Below are 16,039 nucleotides of genomic sequence, written 5' to 3'. Positions count from 1 at the left end.
CCCTCAGCGAAACTGCCCATCGCGTTCTGCCGCGAGCTCCGGATCGGCGTAAGCCTCGGAGAACTCGGCGAGCACGGTGGGCAGTTCTTCGTCCCAGACCGCCCGCGCCTCGTCCCGCGGCAGGTCGCGCGCGTCCACGGTGAAGTACGCCCACGCCCGCACGATCTCCGGCAGCAGCGCCAGGTCCGCCTCGGACACGTGCAGCTTCGCGGCCACGTTGAGGATCAGCACGGCGGTGAGCGACGCCGGCCCGTACACGACCGGGTCGCGGTTCTGGTCCACCGCGGCGGAAACGACGACTCGCGCGAACGCCCGCGCCGCCTCGGTGTCCGCGATCCCGTGCTCCGAAGCCAGGAACGCGCCGACGACCTCGTCCGTCCTTTCCGGACTGACGACGGGAATCGCGTACTCGCTGGGCACCAGCGAGCTGACCCGCGCGTCGGCGAGGGCGATGAGCTGCACGGGGTGCCGCACGTCCTCGTCGCCCATCAGGCCTTCCTCTGCCTCCTCGTCCGGGCCGTCCTCCCAGAACTGCTCGACGTCCGGCCACACCCGGTCGTAGACGTCGGTGGCGCTGAGCGGCGTGATCTCGTCGCGGAACGCCTCGGGCGTGGAGGCGATCATGTCCTCCAGCAACGCCACGGTGCCCTCGTCCGGCGTGGAGAAGAGCTCGATCGCGGTGGCCCCGAGCACCGGCTGGCGCATGAACAGCACGGTCTCGCCGACGCCCGCGCGTTCCTGGGTGATCGCGATGACCTCCACGTCCCCCAGCAGGTTCGTGACGAGGAACGCGTCGCGGAAGTCCGGCACGGTGCCCGGCACGTACCAGGACGGCTCGGCGACTCCGCGCCCCGCAACGGTTTCCGCGGCGGCGAACGCCTCGGCGCGGTGCTCGGCGGACCCGACGCCGGCGAGCGCGCGCAGTGCGGTGAGCGCCGCCGGGTCGTCCATCGCCTGCAGCGCCTCGACCATCGGCGTGTGGCCGGAGCCCGCGAGCCAGAGGGTGGCGTACAGCTCGCTCGCCCAGGCGTCCGCGAGCAACCAGGACTCGGAACGCAACGCGGCCGCCGACTCGAGGAGCGCCCCGTACGGGGACTGCTGCTCTGGCCGGCGGCCGGGTGCCTTGCCTTGCTTCTTCTTGCGCGACTTGCTCTGCGGGCTCACCCGCAGCAATCTAGTGCAACTGAAAGGCTTAGCCGAACCGGCCGGAGATGTAGTCCTCGGTGGCCTTCTGGCTCGGGTTGGAGAAGATCTTCTCCGTGTCGTCCACCTCGATCAGCTGTCCCGGCTGACCGACACCCAGCAGGTTGAAGAACGCGGTCTGGTCCGAGACGCGCGCGGCCTGCTGCATGTTGTGAGTCACGATGACGATCGTGTACTCCTTCTTCAGCTCCGTGATCAGGTCCTCGATCGCCAGCGTGGAGATCGGGTCCAGGGCTGAGCAGGGCTCGTCCATGAGCAGCACGTCGGGCTGCACCGCGATGGCACGCGCGATGCACAGACGCTGCTGCTGACCACCGGAGAGGCCGCCGCCCGGCTTGTCGAGCCGGTCCTTGACCTCGTTCCAGAGGTTGGCGCCGCGCAGCGAGCGCTCCGCCACCTCGTCGAGCTTCTTCTTGTCCTTGACGCCCGAGAGGCGCAGGCCCGCCACCACGTTGTCGCGGATGGACATCGTGGGGAACGGGTTGGGGCGCTGGAAGACCATGCCGATGGTGCGGCGCACCTCGACCGGGTCCACAGTGGACGTGTAGATGTCCTCGCCGTCCAGCAGCACCTTGCCCTCGACGCGAGCGCCGGGCGCGACCTCGTGCATGCGGTTCAGCGAACGCAGCACGGTCGACTTGCCACAACCCGAGGGGCCGATGAACGCCGTGACGTTCTTCGGCGGCACCGCGAGCGAGACGTTCTCCACGGCGTGGAACTTGCCGTAGAAGAGGTTCAGGTCCTTGATGTCGAGTCGCTTGGCCATGTCCGCCCGCTCACTTCGTCTTCGGCGCCAGCGCCCGCGAGATCACGGTCGCCAGGAGGTTGAACAGGGTGATGAGGACGACGAGGGTGATCGCCGCGCCCCAGATGCGCTCGAAACCCGCCTGCGTCGGGTTGTTGCGCTCGTTCACCATCATCAACGGCAGCGAGGCCATCGGGCCGTCGAAGAGGTTGTAGTTGATGAACGGCGCGTACGCGGCGAGCACCAGCACCGGTGCGGTCTCACCCATGACACGGGCGAGGGCCAGCATGATGCCGGTCAGGATGCCGGAGAGCGCGGTCGGGATGACGATCTTGACGATCGTCTTCCACTTGGGGATGCCCAGCGCGTAGGAGGCCTCGCGCAGCTCGTCCGGGACGATCTTGAGCATCTCCTCGGTCGTGCGCACGATCACCGGCACCATCAGCAGCACCAGGGCGAGCGACACGGCGAGCGCACTGCGGCCGAGACCGAAGTACGTGATCCACACGGTGTAGACGAACAGCGCCGCGACGATCGACGGGACACCGGTGAGGATGTCGACCATGAACGTCGTGGACTTCGCCAGCTTCGAGCGGCCGCCGTACTCGACGAGGTAGATGGCGATCATGATGCCGATCGGCACCGAGATCACGGCGCAGACGAGGCCCTGGACCAGCGTTCCGTAGATCGCGTGGTACGCGCCACCACCCTGCTGGCGGGCCAGCAGGCCGGACATCGACTTCTGCCACCAGTCACCGTCGAGGATGACCGGGAAGCCGCGCTGGATGACGGTGTAGAGCACCCACACCAGCGGGATGATCGCGATCAGGAACGCGCCCCACACGAGTGCGGTGGCGAGGCCGTTCTTGAAGCGGCGGGAGCCGCTGACCGCCTGGAACGTCGGTGGCGTCGCGAGGCGCTGGGGGTCCGCGAGATTGGTGCTCACTCGTACTCCTTGTGGCCGGCGACGATCGAGCGCGCGATGGCGTTCACGACGAAGGTCAGCACGAACAGCACCAGACCGGCGGCGATGTAGGCACCTGCCGAGCGCGGGTCGTTGAACTCGGGGGCGGCCAGGGCGATCTTCGAGGCGAACGTCGAACCACCGTCGAACAGCGACCAGCCGAACGAGCTGGTGGCGGTGCTCAGGATGATCGCGACGGCGATGGTCTCACCGAGCGCGCGGCCGAGGCCGAGCATCGAGGCGCTGACGTAACCGGCCTTGCCGAACGGCAGGACGGTCGTGCGGACGACCTCCCACTTGGTCGCGCCGAGCGCGATGGCGCCCTCGATGTGCATCGTGGGCGTGCGCTCGAAGACCTCGCGGCTGACGGCCGTGATGATCGGCAGGATCATCACCGCGACGACGATGCCCGCGGTGAAGACGGTGCCGCCGAGCTGGACGTTCACGTTGCCCTTGGCGAACAGCGGGAACCAGCCGAGGTTCTCGATCAGCCACTCGGAGAACGGGAAGAGCACCGGCCCGAGCACGAAGAGGCCCCACAGACCGAAGACGATCGAGGGGACCGCGGCGAGCAGGTCGACGACGTAGGCGAACGGCCGGGCGAGGTTGCGCGGCGCGTACTGCGTCAGGAACAGCGCGATGCCCAGCGCGATCGGCATGGCGATGAGCAGGGCGAGCACCGCGACCACGACCGTGACGAGCGTCAGGTCGAGGATGCCGAACCGCAGGTTCGACGGGTCGGTGGTGTTCCACTCGCGGCTGGTCAGGAAGTTGACGTTGTCCAGCCCGAGCGACGGGATGGCCTGCAGGATCAGGAACAGGCCGATCGCGCCGATGAGGACGACGATGAAGACACCGGACCCCGTCGCGAGGCCGCGGAAGATGCGGTCGCCAGGCCGGACGTGAGGTGCCTTGGTGGTTGCTGAAGCTTCCGGTGTCGGGGGAATCGGAGCCTCCGAGGCGGTGTGAGCAGCCGCGACGCCCCGCTCGGCTCCGGTGTCACCGGAGCCGGCGGGGCGCTTGGCCACGACGGGATCGTTCATCGCGTCAGCGTTGGCCGAAGTTTCGCATCAACCTCAGGCGATCGCCTTGATGGCGGTCAGGAGCTTGTCCTGGAACGCCTTGGGCAGCGGCACGTAGCCGGCGTCGGCCAGCTGGGCCTGACCCGTGGTCGCGGCGACCGTGAGGAACGCCTTGACGGCCTTCGCGGTGTCGGCGTCGTAGCCCTTGGAGCAGACGATCTCGTACGTCGCGAGGAGCAGCGGGTACGCACCGGCGGCCTTGGAGCCGTAGATGGAGTTCAGGTCGAGGATCAGGTCGTTGCCCTGGCCCTTGACCTTGGCCTCGTCGATGGCCTTGCCGGCCGACTCGGCGGACAGCTCGACGGCACCGGCACCCGAGTCGATCTTGGCGATCGAGAGCTTGTTGTCCTGCGCGAAGGACCACTCGACGTAGGTGATCGCACCGTCGATGGAGCCGACGGCCTGAGCGACACCGGCGGACTTCTCCTTGCCCTCGCCGACACCACCCTTGAACTGCTTGCCGTCACCCTTGGTCCAGCCACCGGCGACCGTGAGGTACTTCTGGAAGTTGTCGGTGGTGCCCGACTCGTCCGAGCGGTAGATGACCGCGATGTCCTTGTCCGGCAGGTTCGCGGAGCCGTTCAGCGCCTTGATGGCCGGGTCGTTCCACTTCTTGACCGTGCCGGAGAAGATCGCGGCGGTGGTCTTGCCGTCCAGCACGAGGCTGTCCACACCGGAGACCTTGTAGCCGACGGCGACGGGGCCGAAGACCAGCGGCAGGTTCCAGGCCGGGTTCTCCTTGCAGCGCTTGGCGGCGTCCGTGGTCTCGGCGCCTTCCTTGAGCGCGGAGTCGGAGCCACCGAAGTCGACCTGGCCGGCGTTGAAGTTCTTCACGCCCGCGCCGGAGCCGGAGGGGTTGTAGGCAACGTTCACGCCGGGGCAGGCGGCCTGGTAGGCCTGCACGAACGCGTCGACCGCGTTCTTCTGCGCGGAGGAACCCTCAGCGTTGAGGTTGGTCTTGCCGCCACACTCGACGGGCGCCGCGGCAGCGCTCGACTGGGAGCCGTTGCCGGTTCCGGTCGAGGTGTTGTTGTCACTGCCACATGCACCGAGCAGCAGCGCGCTGGCCGCGACGAGGCCGAGCACGGCACCGTGCCGCTGGATCTTCACCTTGGTCCTCCACCTTGCGGAAGCAATAGCGAGTCGCGACGGTCGTCGCCGCTCGCTACGGAAGGTAGGTAGCCAGAGTGGACAACCCACCTAGTCAAGGTGAACGACAGGTGAACACAGGACGGGAAGTGACGAGGCACACCGCCGTACGGGTGACCCCGTGACCTGGGCGTATGCACTTTGTGACACTTTGTTCACTACCGGGCGTACTGGACGTCAGCATCCCAAAGGGTGAAGCCCAACCCAGTGTAAACGCGCACTGCCGGAGCGTTGTCAGCCTCCACGTAGAGCATCACCTGCTCGACCCCGCGCTCCTGCAGGTGGCGCAGTCCGGCCAGCGTGAGGGCCTTGCCGAGGCCGCCGCCCTGGCGGTCCGGGTCGACGCCCACGACGTAGACCTCGCCCAGTTCAGAGGTGTGCACCTTGGTCCAGTGGAAGCCCGCCAGCCGGTCGTCGGCGTCGACCGCGAGCAGGAAACCGCCGGCGTCGAACCAGTCCTCTTCTTCCTTGGCCTGGACGTCCTCGACCGACATCGCGCCCTGCTCCGGGTGCCAGTCGAACGCGCGGTGGTTCACGTAGACGACCGCGGCCTCGTCCTGACCCGGCACGAACGGGCGAATCGTGATGCCCTCCGGCAGCCTGGGCGCCGGCAGGTCGTTCTGGACGCGCAGCCGCATCCGCAGCAGTTCGCGCACCTTGCGGAAGCCCAGCTTCTGCGCGAGCTTCTCGGCGTCCGGGTGACCGCCGTGCGCCCAGATCCGCAGGGACTCCTGTGGGAGCGCGTTCACCAACGCCTCGCCCACGCCCTGATGGCGGTGCTCCGGGTGCACGGCCAGCTCGGCGACCTTGTTGCCCCCCGCGTCGCCGACCAGGTCGACGTGCGCGTACCCGGCGAGCTCGCCGTTCAGGTGCGCGAGGAGGTGCCTGCCGCCGGTCGCGCCGGGACGCATCCGCAGTCGCACGGCCTCGCCGACCGGCGCCACGCCGTCGGTGCTCTCGGCGGCCTGCAACAGCCCCGTCACCTCGGCGGCCTGCTCGGCCGTCAGCTCCTCGAACCAGCTCAGTTGCGCCACACAGGCGAACCTACCGCGCGATCAAACGCTCATCCAGAACGCGGGCGGAGTCGTCGATCTCCACCTCGGCGACCTCGGGGCGACGGGGCGAGCCGGGACGCGGCGGGCGGACGAACTTGTAGCCCACGTTGCGGACCGTGCCGATGAGCGCCTCGTGCTCGGGGCCGAGCTTCGCGCGCAGCCGTCGCACGTGGACGTCGACCGTGCGGGTGCCGCCGAAGAAGTCGTAGCCCCAGACCTCCTGCAGCAGCTGCGCGCGGGTGAAGACCCGGCCCGCGTGCTGCGCGAGGTACTTGAGCAGCTCGAACTCCTTGTAGGTGAGGTCGAGGGGGCGGCCCTTGAGGCGCGCGGTGTAGGTGGCCTCGTCGATCACGAGGTCGCCGAGCTGGATCGCGCCGTCACCGCCGGGCTGGGACGTGCCGCGGCGCGAGCGGACCAGCCGCAGGCGGGCGTCGACCTCGGCGGGGCCTGAGTTCGGCAGCAGGATCTCGTCGACGGACCAGTCGGAGTTGACCGCGACCAGGCCACCCTCGGTGACGACGGCCACGACCGGCACGTCCACGCCGGAAGAGTCGAGCAGGCGGCACAGCGAGCGGGCGCCGACCAGGTCGGTGCGCGCGTCGACCAGCACGACGTCGTGGGGTCCGGCCTCGAGCAGCGCGGAGACCTCGGGACGCAGCGGGCGGACCGCGTGCGGGAGCAGGGCCAGCGCGGGGAGCACGGCCTCCGGGTCCGGGTCTGTCGTCAGCAGAAGCACGTCGATGCTCATCGCGGCGCCCTCCAAGTCGGCCGTGGTCGGTCACCCTCGACCAGACCAGCGGCGTACGGTGACCGGGCCCCGTTGCCTGCGGATGACGGAGAGACTACCGGTGCCGGTCGAGAAAGTCCCAGGTCAAGAAGCCGTGCTCACACTTGTTTCCACAGGCGTCATCCCTGTTACATCGATGTCACACGACGGGGTGCGGCTGCACGGCGTCCACTACAAGAGTGAAAGCGACGTCGCTTTCGTTGTGGGGCACGGGTTCACGAACAACGTGCGCCGCCCGTACGTGGCCCGCGTGCTGGCCCGGCTCGCTCGCGACGCGGGCGTGATCGCGTTCGACTTCCGCGGCCACGGACGGTCCGGCGGGCGTTCCACGGTCGGCGCCGACGAGGTCCACGACATCGAGGCGGGCGTGCGGCTGGCCCGTTCGCTGGGGTACTCGAAGATCGCCACGGTCGGGTTCTCGATGGGCGCGTCGATCGTGCTGCGGCACGCGGCGCTGGGGGAGACGAGGCCCGACGCGGTCGTGTCGGTGAGCGGCCCCGCCCGCTGGTGGTCGCGCGAGACCGCTCCCATGCGGCGGGTGCACTGGCTGCTGGAACAACCCCACGGCAAGCTCGCCGCGCGCGCGTTGGGGGTTCGGCTCGGCGACAGCTGGGTACAGGCGCCGGAGAGTCCGCTGGAGGTGGTCGGGCGCATCACACCGACCCCACTGCTGATCGTGCACGGTGACCTGGACCACTATTTCTCCGTGGACCATGCCAGGTCGCTGCACCGCGCGTCCTCCGGACATGCCGAGTTGTGGATCGAACCCGGCATGCGGCACGCCGAATCGGCCGCGACTCCAGACCTGGTAGACCGGATGGCGGCATGGATCGCCGTTAACGTCGAGGACGAGGAATGACTGCCCACAACCCTGCACGGCCGCGAAAGAAGAAGTCCCGGCGCGGGAAGTTCCTCATCGTCTCCCTGATCGTGCTCGCCGTGCTGCTGGTGGCGGCCGACTTCGCGCTCGCCGCGGCGGGCGAGTACCAGATCGCCCAGCGGATGCGGGAGAAGCTGCAGCTCAGCGAGGACCCGTCGGTGCGCATCAACGGGTTCCCGTTCGCGCTGCAGGCGTTGCGCGGCGACTACCAGCACGTGGAGATCCGCGCGTCCGGCGTGCCGGTCAAGGACGAGCAGCAGGGCGTCGACCTGCGCGACCTGGACGTCGAGGCCGACCTGCTGCACACCCGCGTGGCGCTCGGGGACCTGCTGGCGGGCAACGTCTCCAAGGCGACGATCGACACCGTGAAGGGCAGCGTGCGGATCAAGGCGCTGGACCTGAACCGGCTCGCGAACCAGGTGACGCCGTTCGACAAGCTCTCGATCGAGCCGGACAACCGCGTCGACGCGCCCGCCCAGGCCGACACCGCCGCTCCCAAGACGACCGCCGCGATCAAGCTCTCCGGCGAGACGAACGTGGCCGGCAAGGTCGTGTCGCTCACCGCGTACGGGCAGATCGCGCTGGTCAGCGGTGCCATCCAGATCAACATCGACGACATCGAGCTGAACGACGCGTCGTTGAAGCAGATCATCCCGCAGCTGCGTCAGGCGCTCGCGATCAAGATCGACCCTGGCACGCTGCCGTTCGGCGCGGTGCCCACGGCCGTCGAGGTGGAGAGCGGTTCGTTCAAGCTGTCCGGCGAGATCGCGGATGTACCGTTGGTCCAGCGATGACAGGTGTGTGGGCGCTGCTGGGCGCGCTGGCCGTGGCCGGTGCGATCGGTGTGCTGCTCAAGGTCCGCGAGGGCCGCATCTCCTCTTCTTCGTCGCCTGTCCCCGACCTGCCCGCTCCCGTGCGCGACCTGCTCGTCGCGCCGGGGGTGACGCTGGTGCAGCTCTCCACGACGTTCTGCGCGCCGTGCCGGCACGCGAAGGTGATCCTGCGCGACCTCGCCGACCGCACGGACGGCCTCGCGCACGCCGAACTGGACGTCACGAACCTCCCGGACGTGGCCGCGTCGCTGGGCGTCATGCGGACCCCCACGACGCTGGCTCTCCGCGCGGACGGGACCGAGGTGTTGCGAGTCGGCGGCGTGCCGAAACGCGACGCGTTGCTGGACGCGCTGCGCCCGCATTTGCCCTAATCCGATCGGGTAGACCTGCACTGTTCCATCAAGTGGACATACCTCCCGCACCGAGGGATTGAGGGCTACCCTCGCTGCCATGACCTTGCTGCTCACGAAGCGACGCGCGGTTGACCTGTGCCGCGTGCGCAGCAGCCTGTGTCGCACGACGAGCTGAACTGGGCTGCTTGACGCCCATCAGCTACCTCTGCCGGACTGAATCCCCTCGTCCGTTTGCCCGGAGGTCGTCGTGCCCAAAGACTCCCCTGTAGACCCGCGCGGACCGCGCTTCTCCGCCTGGATGACCACCGTCATCCTCGCGATCGTGTTGCTCACCGGCTGGTGGCGTCTCCTCGCCGCCCAGACGGTGCTGTTCGCGATGTGCGCGTTCATCTCGCTGAAGCTGAACCCGTGGGGTCACGTCTACCGCTACGCGATCCAGCCCCGCCTGACCCCGACCACCGAACGCGAGGAAGCCGCCCCGTTGCGGTTCGCGCAAGGCGTCGGCTTCGTCTTCGCCCTGATCGGCACCCTCGGTTACGCCACGGGCCTCACCACGCTCGGCATGGTGGCAACCGGCTTCGCACTGGTGGCAGCGCTCTTGAACGCCGCGCTGGGCCTGTGCCTCGGGTGCGAGATGTACCTCGTGCTGCGCAGGTACGTGCCTGCCCTCGCTCGACCGCAATAACTACCAACAGGAGCAATTTCCCATGAGCCGTGAGAACGTGCTGGTCTCGGCCGCCTGGTCCGAGGAGAACCTCCAGGCGCCCGGCGTCGTGTTCGCGGAGGTCGACGAGGACACCACCGCGTACGAAGGCGGCCACATCCCCGGCGCCGTGCGCATCGACTGGAAGACCGAGCTGCAGGACCCGGTCCGCCGCGACTTCATCGACCGCGAGGGCTTCGAGAAGCTGCTCTCGGCCAAGGGCATCTCCAACGACGACACCGTCATCCTCTACGGCGGCAACAACAACTGGTTCGCGGCGTACGCGTACTGGTACTTCAAGCTCTACGGCCACACGGCCGTGAAGCTGCTCGACGGCGGCCGCAAGAAGTGGGAGCTCGACGGCCGTCCGCTGGACAAGGAAGAGGTCGTCCGCTCGGCCACCTCGTACGTCGCGCAGGAGCAGGACCTGTCGATCCGCGCGTTCCGCGACGAGGTCGTCGACGCCATCGGCAACAAGAACCTCGTCGACGTGCGCTCCCCCGACGAGTTCTCCGGCAAGCTCCTCGCCCCGGCCCACCTCCCGCAGGAGCAGGCGCAGCGCGGCGGCCACATCCCGTCCGCCGTCAACGTCCCGTGGTCCAAGGCGGCCAACGAGGACGGCACCTTCAAGTCGGACGACGAACTGCGCGCCCTGTACGCCGAGGCGGGCTTCGACGGCAGCCGCAAGACCATCGCCTACTGCCGCATCGGCGAGCGCTCCTCGCACACCTGGTTCGCCCTGCGCGAGCTGCTCGGCCACGAAGACGTCAAGAACTACGACGGTTCTTGGACGGAGTACGGCTCGCTGATCGGCGTGCCGATCGAGCTCGGTTCCGGCAAGGAGGCCTGATCACCATGACCAACGGCTGCGGCGCCCCCGCACAGGGCGGCACGATCGAGGCCTCCACGACGGAGACCGTGCTCGAAGGCAAGGTCCTCTCGGCCGGCACCCCGGTCGGCGGCGCCTTCGTGCGCCTGCTCGATTCCACGGGCGAGTTCACCGCCGAGGTCGTCACCTCGCCGGAGGGCGACTTCCGCTTCTTCGCCGCGCCGGGCAGCTGGACCGTCCGCGCGCTGCACCGCACGGGCAACGGCCAGGCCGACGTGTCGGCCGACGGCCCCGGCGTGCACGCGGTGGAGATCGCGGTCGCCTAGACCTGGTCGGTATGACGAAGGCCCCGGCGGTGACGCACCGCCGGGGCCTTCCACGTGCGGGGCACCTGATCGCGGCTGCGAAGCCGAAGGCGAGCCGTCGCGTACGAAACAGGAACACGCCCGCACAAGCCGCGGCACCAACCGGCACGGGCGCACGCAACCGGTGTCGTCCACCACCACAACCCTGCACGTCAACCCACCCGAGATATCCTCTCCCCGTGGAACACATCTTCACCGGACTCCTGGTGCTAGTGACGATCGCCGTTATGTGGTTCGCCGGCTACGTCGTCTACCGCCTCTACTCCGACCAGCGATGAGCAGCGGCGACGAGGCCATCCGCCTGGCCGAGGAACGCGCGGCCGCCACGAGGGAACGCAACCTCCCGCAGTTCGCCGACATGCCCATCCCGGGCGACACGGCGAACCTCCGCGAGGGTGCGGACCTGAACGACGCCCTGCTGGGCGTCCTGCCGCTGGTCGGCGTGTGGCGAGGCGAGGGCGAGATCGTCTACCCGACGATCGAGGGCCCGTTCCGGTTCGGCCAGCAGATCACGTTCGCCCACGACGGCCGCCCGTTCCTCGTGTACGAGGCGCGCTCGTGGCTGCTCAACGAGGCCGGCGAGGTGATCCGTCCGGCCGCGCGCGAGCAGGGTTTCTGGCGGCCGCAGCCGGACGACTCGATCGAGCTGCTGCTGACGCACAACACGGGCATCGTGGAGCTGTACTACGGCAAGGTGCGCACGCAGACGTCGTGGGAGTTCGAGACGGACGCCGTCATCCGCTCCGCCACGGCCAAGGAGGTCAAGGCCGCGCAGCGCCTGTACGGCGTGGTGAACGGCGACCTCGCGTACGTCGAGGAACGCGCCATGGTGGGCCAGGACATGCAGCCGCACGCGTCGGCACACCTCAAGCGCATCGTCGGCTAGCTCCCGCTCAGCCCGCCCTTCGGGTTGCAGGACGCCGGATTGTTGAACGATCCGGCGCTCTGGTCGTTGGATTGCGGGATTGTTGAACGATCTACGTGTCGGATTGTTCAACAATCCCACGATTCCCCGTAGCATGGGTGCATGCTTCTGCGACGCTGCGGAGCCGACGCGCTCCTGGTCGAGGTCGACTCGTTGGGCGAGGTGGCGGCCGTGCGCGCGGCCCTCCAGCACCTGGACGGCGTCGAGGAGTTGGTCCCGGCGGCGCGAACGGTGCTGGTCAAGGGTGCGCTCACCCAGGTCAGAGAGGTCCTCAGGACCGTCGACCTCGGCAACGTCCCCCAGACGCACCCGCGCGAGATCACCATCCCGGTGATCTACGACGGACCCGACCTGGACCTCGTGGCCGAGACGGCCGGCACGACGCCGGACGACGTCGTCAAGCAGCACACCGCCGCCACCTACGAGGTCGCGTTCTGCGGGTTCGCGCCCGGCTTCGCCTACCTCACCGGGTTGCCGCCGCACCTCCAGCAGCCCCGGCTCGACTCGCCGCGGACCAGGGTTCCGCAGGGCTCGGTCGGCATCGCGGGCGAGTTCACCGCGGCCTACCCGAGGGCAACGCCGGGCGGCTGGCGGCTCATCGGACGGACCGAGATCACCCTGTTCGACGCCAAGGCCGAGACCCCCGCACTGATGCAGCCGGGCGACCAGGTCAGGTTCGTGATCGCATGAGCAAGAGCCGCACGATCACCATCCTCAAGACCGGCCCCCAGGCGCTCATCCAGGACCTGGGCCGCCCAGGCCACGCGCACCTCGGCGTCCCCCCGTCCGGCGCGCTCGACCAGCACAGCCTCAAGCTCGCCAACCGACTCGTCGGCAACGAGGAGAGCGCCGCCGGACTGGAACTCCTCCTCGGCGGCGCGGAGCTCGTAGCCCACACCGCCTGCACGATCGCGGTCACCGGCCCGAGCACGAGGATCCACGTCGACGGCAGGCTCAGGGACTCGCACCAGCCGCTCGACATCGCCCCGGACCAGCACATCACGATCGGCACGCCAGCGACCGGGCTGCGCACGTACGTTGCCATCTCCGGCGGCATCGAGGCAGAGGAGGAACTGGGCAGCAAGTCCACCGACCTGCTCAGCGGAATCGGTCCAGAACCGCTGCGGGACAACGACGTCCTAAGCCTTGGGACGCCGGCGCGACCGAATCACGCGGATGTGGTGCCACCGGCACGAACACTGCAAACGTTGGTCATCCCGATCAGGCTCGGCCCGCGGGACGACTGGTTCGACGACGCCGGAACCCAGTTGGCACAAGGCGAGTGGACGGTGTCGGACCGCAGCAACCGGGTCGGCGCGAGGCTTCGAGGAACCAAGCTGAATCGTCGTGACGGGGAGATTCTCAGCGAGGGGATGATCACCGGCGCGGTGCAGGTGCCGCCGGACGGGCAGCCCGTGGTGTTCCTCAACGACCACCCGACCACGGGCGGCTACCCCGTCATCGGCGTCGTCGACCACGACCACCTGCACTTTCTCGGGCAGGCACGGCCGGGGACGACCGTCCGGTTCAGGCCCGTCGACTGACCACCGGACCCATTGACGTTAGTGGTCCAGACCAAATACCGTAACGCCCAGGCCGCCGCGGAACCTCTACCAAACTGGAGTTCCGCATGCGCCGAATCCCTGCCCTGCTAACAAGTCTGGTCGCGCTCCTCGCGTTGGCGGTCCCCGCACAGGCCGACACGGGCATCACCGCGACCTTCTCCCGCTCCGGCACGACGGGCAAGTTCGTGGTCGCCAACGCGAGCACGGCCGCGCTCAACGGCTGGTCGGTCAAGTTCGACCTGCCCGCCGGGGTGACCGCGAGCAACCCGCAGAACGCGACGATCACCCAGAACGGCACGAGGGTGACGCTCACTCCTGCCTTCTACATCAACAACCTGCCGGCCGGGCGCAACACCGAGCCGTACAGCCCCACGTTCACGATGAGCTCCGCGGTCGACCCGACCGCCTGCACCATCAACAACATGGCGTGCGACGGCAGTGGCACGGCACCGCCTGCTCCGACCGGGCTCACCGCCGAGTACTCGGTCGCGGCGGGCACCGCCAAGTTCGTCGTGCGCAACCACGGCAGCGCAGCGGTCACCGACTGGTCGATCCAGCTCACGCTGCCCAACGGCGTGACGGTGAGCAACGGCCAGAACGGCACGGTCGCGCAGAACGGCAACCAGGTCACCGTGACCCCCGCCTTCTACAACAAGACCATCAACCCCGGCGCGAGCACCGAGCCGTACAGCCCGACGTTCTCCATCAGTCAGAACGTCGACCCGACGACGTGCCGCATCAGCAACGCCAACTGCGACGGCAGCGCGGACACCCCGCCGACTGCGCCGGCGAACCTCACGTCGCCGACGAAGACCACTCGCTCGGTCAGCCTGCAGTGGAACGCCTCCACGCCGGGCTCGCTCCCCGTCGCGAGCTACGACGTCTACAGCGGCACCAACGTCGTGGGCACCTCCACCACCACGTCCACGACCATCACCGGCCTGAACCCGAACACCGCGTACACGTTCACGGTGCGGGCCAAGGACTCCAAGGGCACGCAGAGCCCTGCGAGCAACGCGGTCAGCGTCACCACCAACAACCCCGCCGACGACACCACGCCGCCGACCGCGCCGGGCAACCTGCGCGCGACGGCCAAGGACGCCGGCAGCGTCACGTTGGCTTGGAACGCCTCCACGGACAACAAGGGCGTCGCGAACTACGACGTCTACGTGGGCAGCACGCTGAAGACCACCGTCGTCGGCACCACCGCGGTCGTGGCCGGCCTCTCGCCGTCCACGAACTACACGTTCACCGTGCGTGCAAGGGACATCTACGACAACGTGTCCCAGCCGAGCAACGCGCTCAACGAACGCACTGGTGACATCGTCGGCGGTTACGCCCGTGTCGGGTACTTCGTGCAGTGGGGCATCTACGGACGCCAGTACTTCGTGAAGGACATGGACGCCGCGAAGATGACGCACGTCAACTACGCGTTCGGCAACATCGACCCGGTCAACCTGACGTGCCTGCACGGCGTCACGAAGGGCACGAGCCCGAACCCGCAGGACCCGAACCAGGGTGACGGCGCGGGCGACGCGGAAGCCGACTACAGCAGGCCGATGAGCGCGGCGCAGTCCGTCGACGGCGTGGCGGACAGCGGATGGGAACCGTTGCGCGGCAACTACAACCAGCTCAAGAAGCTCAAGGCCAAGTTCCCGAACCTCAAGGTGCTGATCTCGCTCGGCGGTTGGACGTACTCCAAGTACTTCTCCGACGTGGCGGCGACGGACGCGGCGCGCAAGAAGTTCGTGGCGTCGTGCATCGACGTCTACCTCAAGGGGAACCTGCCCGTCTACAACGGCGCGGGCGGCCCCGGCACGGCGGCGAACATCTTCGACGGCTTCGACCTCGACTGGGAGTGGCCGGGCGCGGAAGGCCACGCGGGCAACCACTTCGGGCCGCAGGACAAGGTCAACAACACCCTGTTGATCGAGGAGTTCCGGCGGCAGATGGACGCCTACAGCACCACGACCGGCAAGCGGTACCAGCTCACCGCGTTCACCCCGGCCGACCCCGGCAAGATCCAGGCCGGCTGGGAGCTCGGGCGGGTCGCGCAGTCGATGGACATCTTCAACGTCCAGGGCTACGACTTCCACGGCTCCGGCAGCGACAACTCGTGGGAGCCGAACCGGACCGGCCACCAGGGCAACCTGTACACCGACCCGGACGACCCGTACACCACCAAGTTCAGCGTCGAGAGCACCGTGCAGGCCTACCTCGACGCCGGCGTGCCGTCGCGGAAGATCACGCTCGGGCTCGCGTTCTACGGACGTGGCTGGCAGAACGTGGCCAACGGCGGCAAGAACGGCGAGTGGCAGACCGCGGGAGGTGCGGCTCCCGGTCAGTTCCCCGAAGAGGCGGGCACGCGCGGGTACGCCAACCTCGTCGCGTCGGTGCCGAACTGCACCGTCTTCCACGACGAGGTGGCGGTCGCGACGTCCTGCTACACCGGCAACCAGTGGTGGACCTTCGACGACGCCTGGTCGATCCAGAAGAAGACCGCGTGGCTCAAGTCGAAGAACCTGCTGGGCGCGATGTTCTGGGAGATGTCGGGTGACCGCGGCCCGTTGATGGCCGCGGTCGACGCCGGACTCCGCTAGA

18 protein-coding genes are annotated in these 16,039 nt (G+C 68.5%); 11 read left to right on the top strand and 7 right to left on the bottom strand.

Features of this window, described 5'->3' with window-relative positions; translation table 11 throughout:
* Window positions 1-3: 3 nt before the first annotated feature.
* From ACQEU1_RS28550 to ACQEU1_RS28520, 7 genes are all read right to left on the bottom strand, one after another.
* A complete protein-coding gene (locus tag ACQEU1_RS28550) occupies window positions 4-1,164 on the bottom strand; it encodes a hypothetical protein (RefSeq protein ID WP_433208100.1) in 1,161 nt (386 codons plus the stop codon).
* A gap of 28 nt (window positions 1,165-1,192) precedes the next feature.
* The gene (gene pstB / locus ACQEU1_RS28545; RefSeq protein ID WP_189159115.1) at window positions 1,193-1,969 is read right to left on the bottom strand and encodes a phosphate ABC transporter ATP-binding protein PstB; all 777 of its coding nucleotides are present in this window, start codon (window positions 1,967-1,969) and stop codon (window positions 1,193-1,195) included.
* Between the two features lie 10 nt (window positions 1,970-1,979).
* Complete coding sequence (gene pstA, locus ACQEU1_RS28540; RefSeq protein ID WP_433208097.1) at window positions 1,980-2,894, bottom strand: phosphate ABC transporter permease PstA; 915 nt, start codon at window positions 2,892-2,894, stop codon at window positions 1,980-1,982.
* Window positions 2,891-3,955: a phosphate ABC transporter permease subunit PstC gene (gene pstC, locus ACQEU1_RS28535; protein ID WP_433208094.1), complete on the bottom strand. Its 1,065-nt coding sequence runs from the start codon at window positions 3,953-3,955 to the stop codon at window positions 2,891-2,893. Before pstC ends, pstA begins: the two co-directional genes overlap by 4 nt.
* Before the next feature lie 33 nt (window positions 3,956-3,988).
* A complete protein-coding gene (gene pstS, locus ACQEU1_RS28530) occupies window positions 3,989-5,104 on the bottom strand; it encodes a phosphate ABC transporter substrate-binding protein PstS (protein WP_433208091.1) in 1,116 nt (371 codons plus the stop codon).
* Between the two features lie 197 nt (window positions 5,105-5,301).
* The gene (mshD, locus tag ACQEU1_RS28525) at window positions 5,302-6,177 is read right to left on the bottom strand and encodes a mycothiol synthase (protein WP_433208088.1); all 876 of its coding nucleotides are present in this window, start codon (window positions 6,175-6,177) and stop codon (window positions 5,302-5,304) included.
* Window positions 6,178-6,187: 10 nt separating this feature from the next.
* Window positions 6,188-6,946 carry a winged helix-turn-helix domain-containing protein gene (locus ACQEU1_RS28520; protein WP_433208085.1) on the bottom strand — a complete coding sequence of 253 codons (759 nt, stop codon included), beginning with the start codon at window positions 6,944-6,946 and terminating at the stop codon, window positions 6,188-6,190.
* 175 nt (window positions 6,947-7,121) lie between these two features.
* Here ACQEU1_RS28520 and ACQEU1_RS28515 point away from each other — a divergent pair, with 175 nt between their 5' ends.
* The 11 genes from ACQEU1_RS28515 (at window position 7,122) to ACQEU1_RS28465 (ending at window position 16,038) form a co-directional block, all read left to right on the top strand.
* Window positions 7,122-7,844 (top strand): alpha/beta hydrolase, encoded by a 723-nt coding sequence (locus ACQEU1_RS28515; RefSeq protein ID WP_433208082.1) that lies wholly within the window; start codon window positions 7,122-7,124, stop codon window positions 7,842-7,844.
* Window positions 7,841-8,659 (top strand): LmeA family phospholipid-binding protein, encoded by an 819-nt coding sequence (locus ACQEU1_RS28510; RefSeq protein WP_433208079.1) that lies wholly within the window; start codon window positions 7,841-7,843, stop codon window positions 8,657-8,659. The genes ACQEU1_RS28515 and ACQEU1_RS28510 overlap by 4 nt, the downstream gene beginning before the upstream one ends.
* Window positions 8,656-9,069 (top strand): thioredoxin family protein, encoded by a 414-nt coding sequence (locus tag ACQEU1_RS28505; RefSeq protein ID WP_433208076.1) that lies wholly within the window; start codon window positions 8,656-8,658, stop codon window positions 9,067-9,069. Before ACQEU1_RS28510 ends, ACQEU1_RS28505 begins: the two co-directional genes overlap by 4 nt.
* 79 nt (window positions 9,070-9,148) lie before the next feature.
* On the top strand, window positions 9,149-9,226 hold the full coding sequence (locus ACQEU1_RS28500; protein ID WP_373294250.1) for a putative leader peptide: 78 nt from the start codon (window positions 9,149-9,151) through the stop codon (window positions 9,224-9,226).
* Between the two features lie 72 nt (window positions 9,227-9,298).
* The gene (locus ACQEU1_RS28495; RefSeq protein ID WP_382435413.1) at window positions 9,299-9,736 is read left to right on the top strand and encodes a DUF4395 domain-containing protein; all 438 of its coding nucleotides are present in this window, start codon (window positions 9,299-9,301) and stop codon (window positions 9,734-9,736) included.
* A 22-nt stretch (window positions 9,737-9,758) separates the two neighbouring features.
* Window positions 9,759-10,604, top strand: a complete 846-nt coding sequence (locus ACQEU1_RS28490; protein ID WP_433208071.1) for a sulfurtransferase — start codon at window positions 9,759-9,761, stop codon at window positions 10,602-10,604.
* A 5-nt stretch (window positions 10,605-10,609) separates the two neighbouring features.
* Window positions 10,610-10,909, top strand: coding sequence for a DUF1416 domain-containing protein (locus tag ACQEU1_RS28485; protein ID WP_433208068.1), 300 nt, complete (start codon window positions 10,610-10,612; stop codon window positions 10,907-10,909).
* A 313-nt stretch (window positions 10,910-11,222) separates the two neighbouring features.
* Window positions 11,223-11,834 (top strand): FABP family protein, encoded by a 612-nt coding sequence (locus ACQEU1_RS28480; RefSeq protein WP_433208065.1) that lies wholly within the window; start codon window positions 11,223-11,225, stop codon window positions 11,832-11,834.
* Window positions 11,835-11,975: 141 nt separating this feature from the next.
* Window positions 11,976-12,563, top strand: coding sequence for a 5-oxoprolinase subunit PxpB (pxpB, locus tag ACQEU1_RS28475; RefSeq protein WP_433208062.1), 588 nt, complete (start codon window positions 11,976-11,978; stop codon window positions 12,561-12,563).
* Entirely contained in the window at window positions 12,560-13,417 is an 858-nt protein-coding gene (locus ACQEU1_RS28470) for a biotin-dependent carboxyltransferase family protein (protein WP_433208059.1), read from the top strand. The genes pxpB and ACQEU1_RS28470 overlap by 4 nt, the downstream gene beginning before the upstream one ends.
* An 86-nt stretch (window positions 13,418-13,503) precedes the next feature.
* Window positions 13,504-16,038, top strand: a complete 2,535-nt coding sequence (locus ACQEU1_RS28465; protein WP_433208056.1) for a glycosyl hydrolase family 18 protein — start codon at window positions 13,504-13,506, stop codon at window positions 16,036-16,038.
* The last annotated feature ends 1 nt before the right edge of the window (window position 16,039 follow it).

It is taken from the genome of Lentzea sp. CA-135723, assembly GCF_050936595.1.
In the GTDB taxonomy this organism is placed as follows: Bacteria; Actinomycetota; Actinomycetes; order Mycobacteriales; family Pseudonocardiaceae; genus Lentzea.
The sequence above is the reverse complement of the archived record's forward strand: the minus strand, read 5'-3'. Positions and strand labels throughout refer to the sequence as shown.

Coding starts and splice junctions, on each gene's coding strand:
- ACQEU1_RS28470 (WP_433208059.1), top strand. CDS start 12,560: ATGAGCAAGAGCCGCACGATCACCATCCTCAAGACCGGCCCCCAGGCG.
- pxpB (WP_433208062.1), top strand. CDS start 11,976: ATGCTTCTGCGACGCTGCGGAGCCGACGCGCTCCTGGTCGAGGTCGAC.
- pstB (WP_189159115.1), bottom strand. CDS start 1,969: ATGGCCAAGCGACTCGACATCAAGGACCTGAACCTCTTCTACGGCAAG.
- ACQEU1_RS28480 (WP_433208065.1), top strand. CDS start 11,223: ATGAGCAGCGGCGACGAGGCCATCCGCCTGGCCGAGGAACGCGCGGCC.
- ACQEU1_RS28490 (WP_433208071.1), top strand. CDS start 9,759: ATGAGCCGTGAGAACGTGCTGGTCTCGGCCGCCTGGTCCGAGGAGAAC.
- ACQEU1_RS28465 (WP_433208056.1), top strand. CDS start 13,504: ATGCGCCGAATCCCTGCCCTGCTAACAAGTCTGGTCGCGCTCCTCGCG.
- pstC (WP_433208094.1), bottom strand. CDS start 3,955: ATGAACGATCCCGTCGTGGCCAAGCGCCCCGCCGGCTCCGGTGACACC.
- ACQEU1_RS28505 (WP_433208076.1), top strand. CDS start 8,656: ATGACAGGTGTGTGGGCGCTGCTGGGCGCGCTGGCCGTGGCCGGTGCG.
- ACQEU1_RS28515 (WP_433208082.1), top strand. CDS start 7,122: ATGTCACACGACGGGGTGCGGCTGCACGGCGTCCACTACAAGAGTGAA.
- ACQEU1_RS28485 (WP_433208068.1), top strand. CDS start 10,610: ATGACCAACGGCTGCGGCGCCCCCGCACAGGGCGGCACGATCGAGGCC.
- ACQEU1_RS28500 (WP_373294250.1), top strand. CDS start 9,149: ATGACCTTGCTGCTCACGAAGCGACGCGCGGTTGACCTGTGCCGCGTG.
- ACQEU1_RS28520 (WP_433208085.1), bottom strand. CDS start 6,946: ATGAGCATCGACGTGCTTCTGCTGACGACAGACCCGGACCCGGAGGCC.
- ACQEU1_RS28510 (WP_433208079.1), top strand. CDS start 7,841: ATGACTGCCCACAACCCTGCACGGCCGCGAAAGAAGAAGTCCCGGCGC.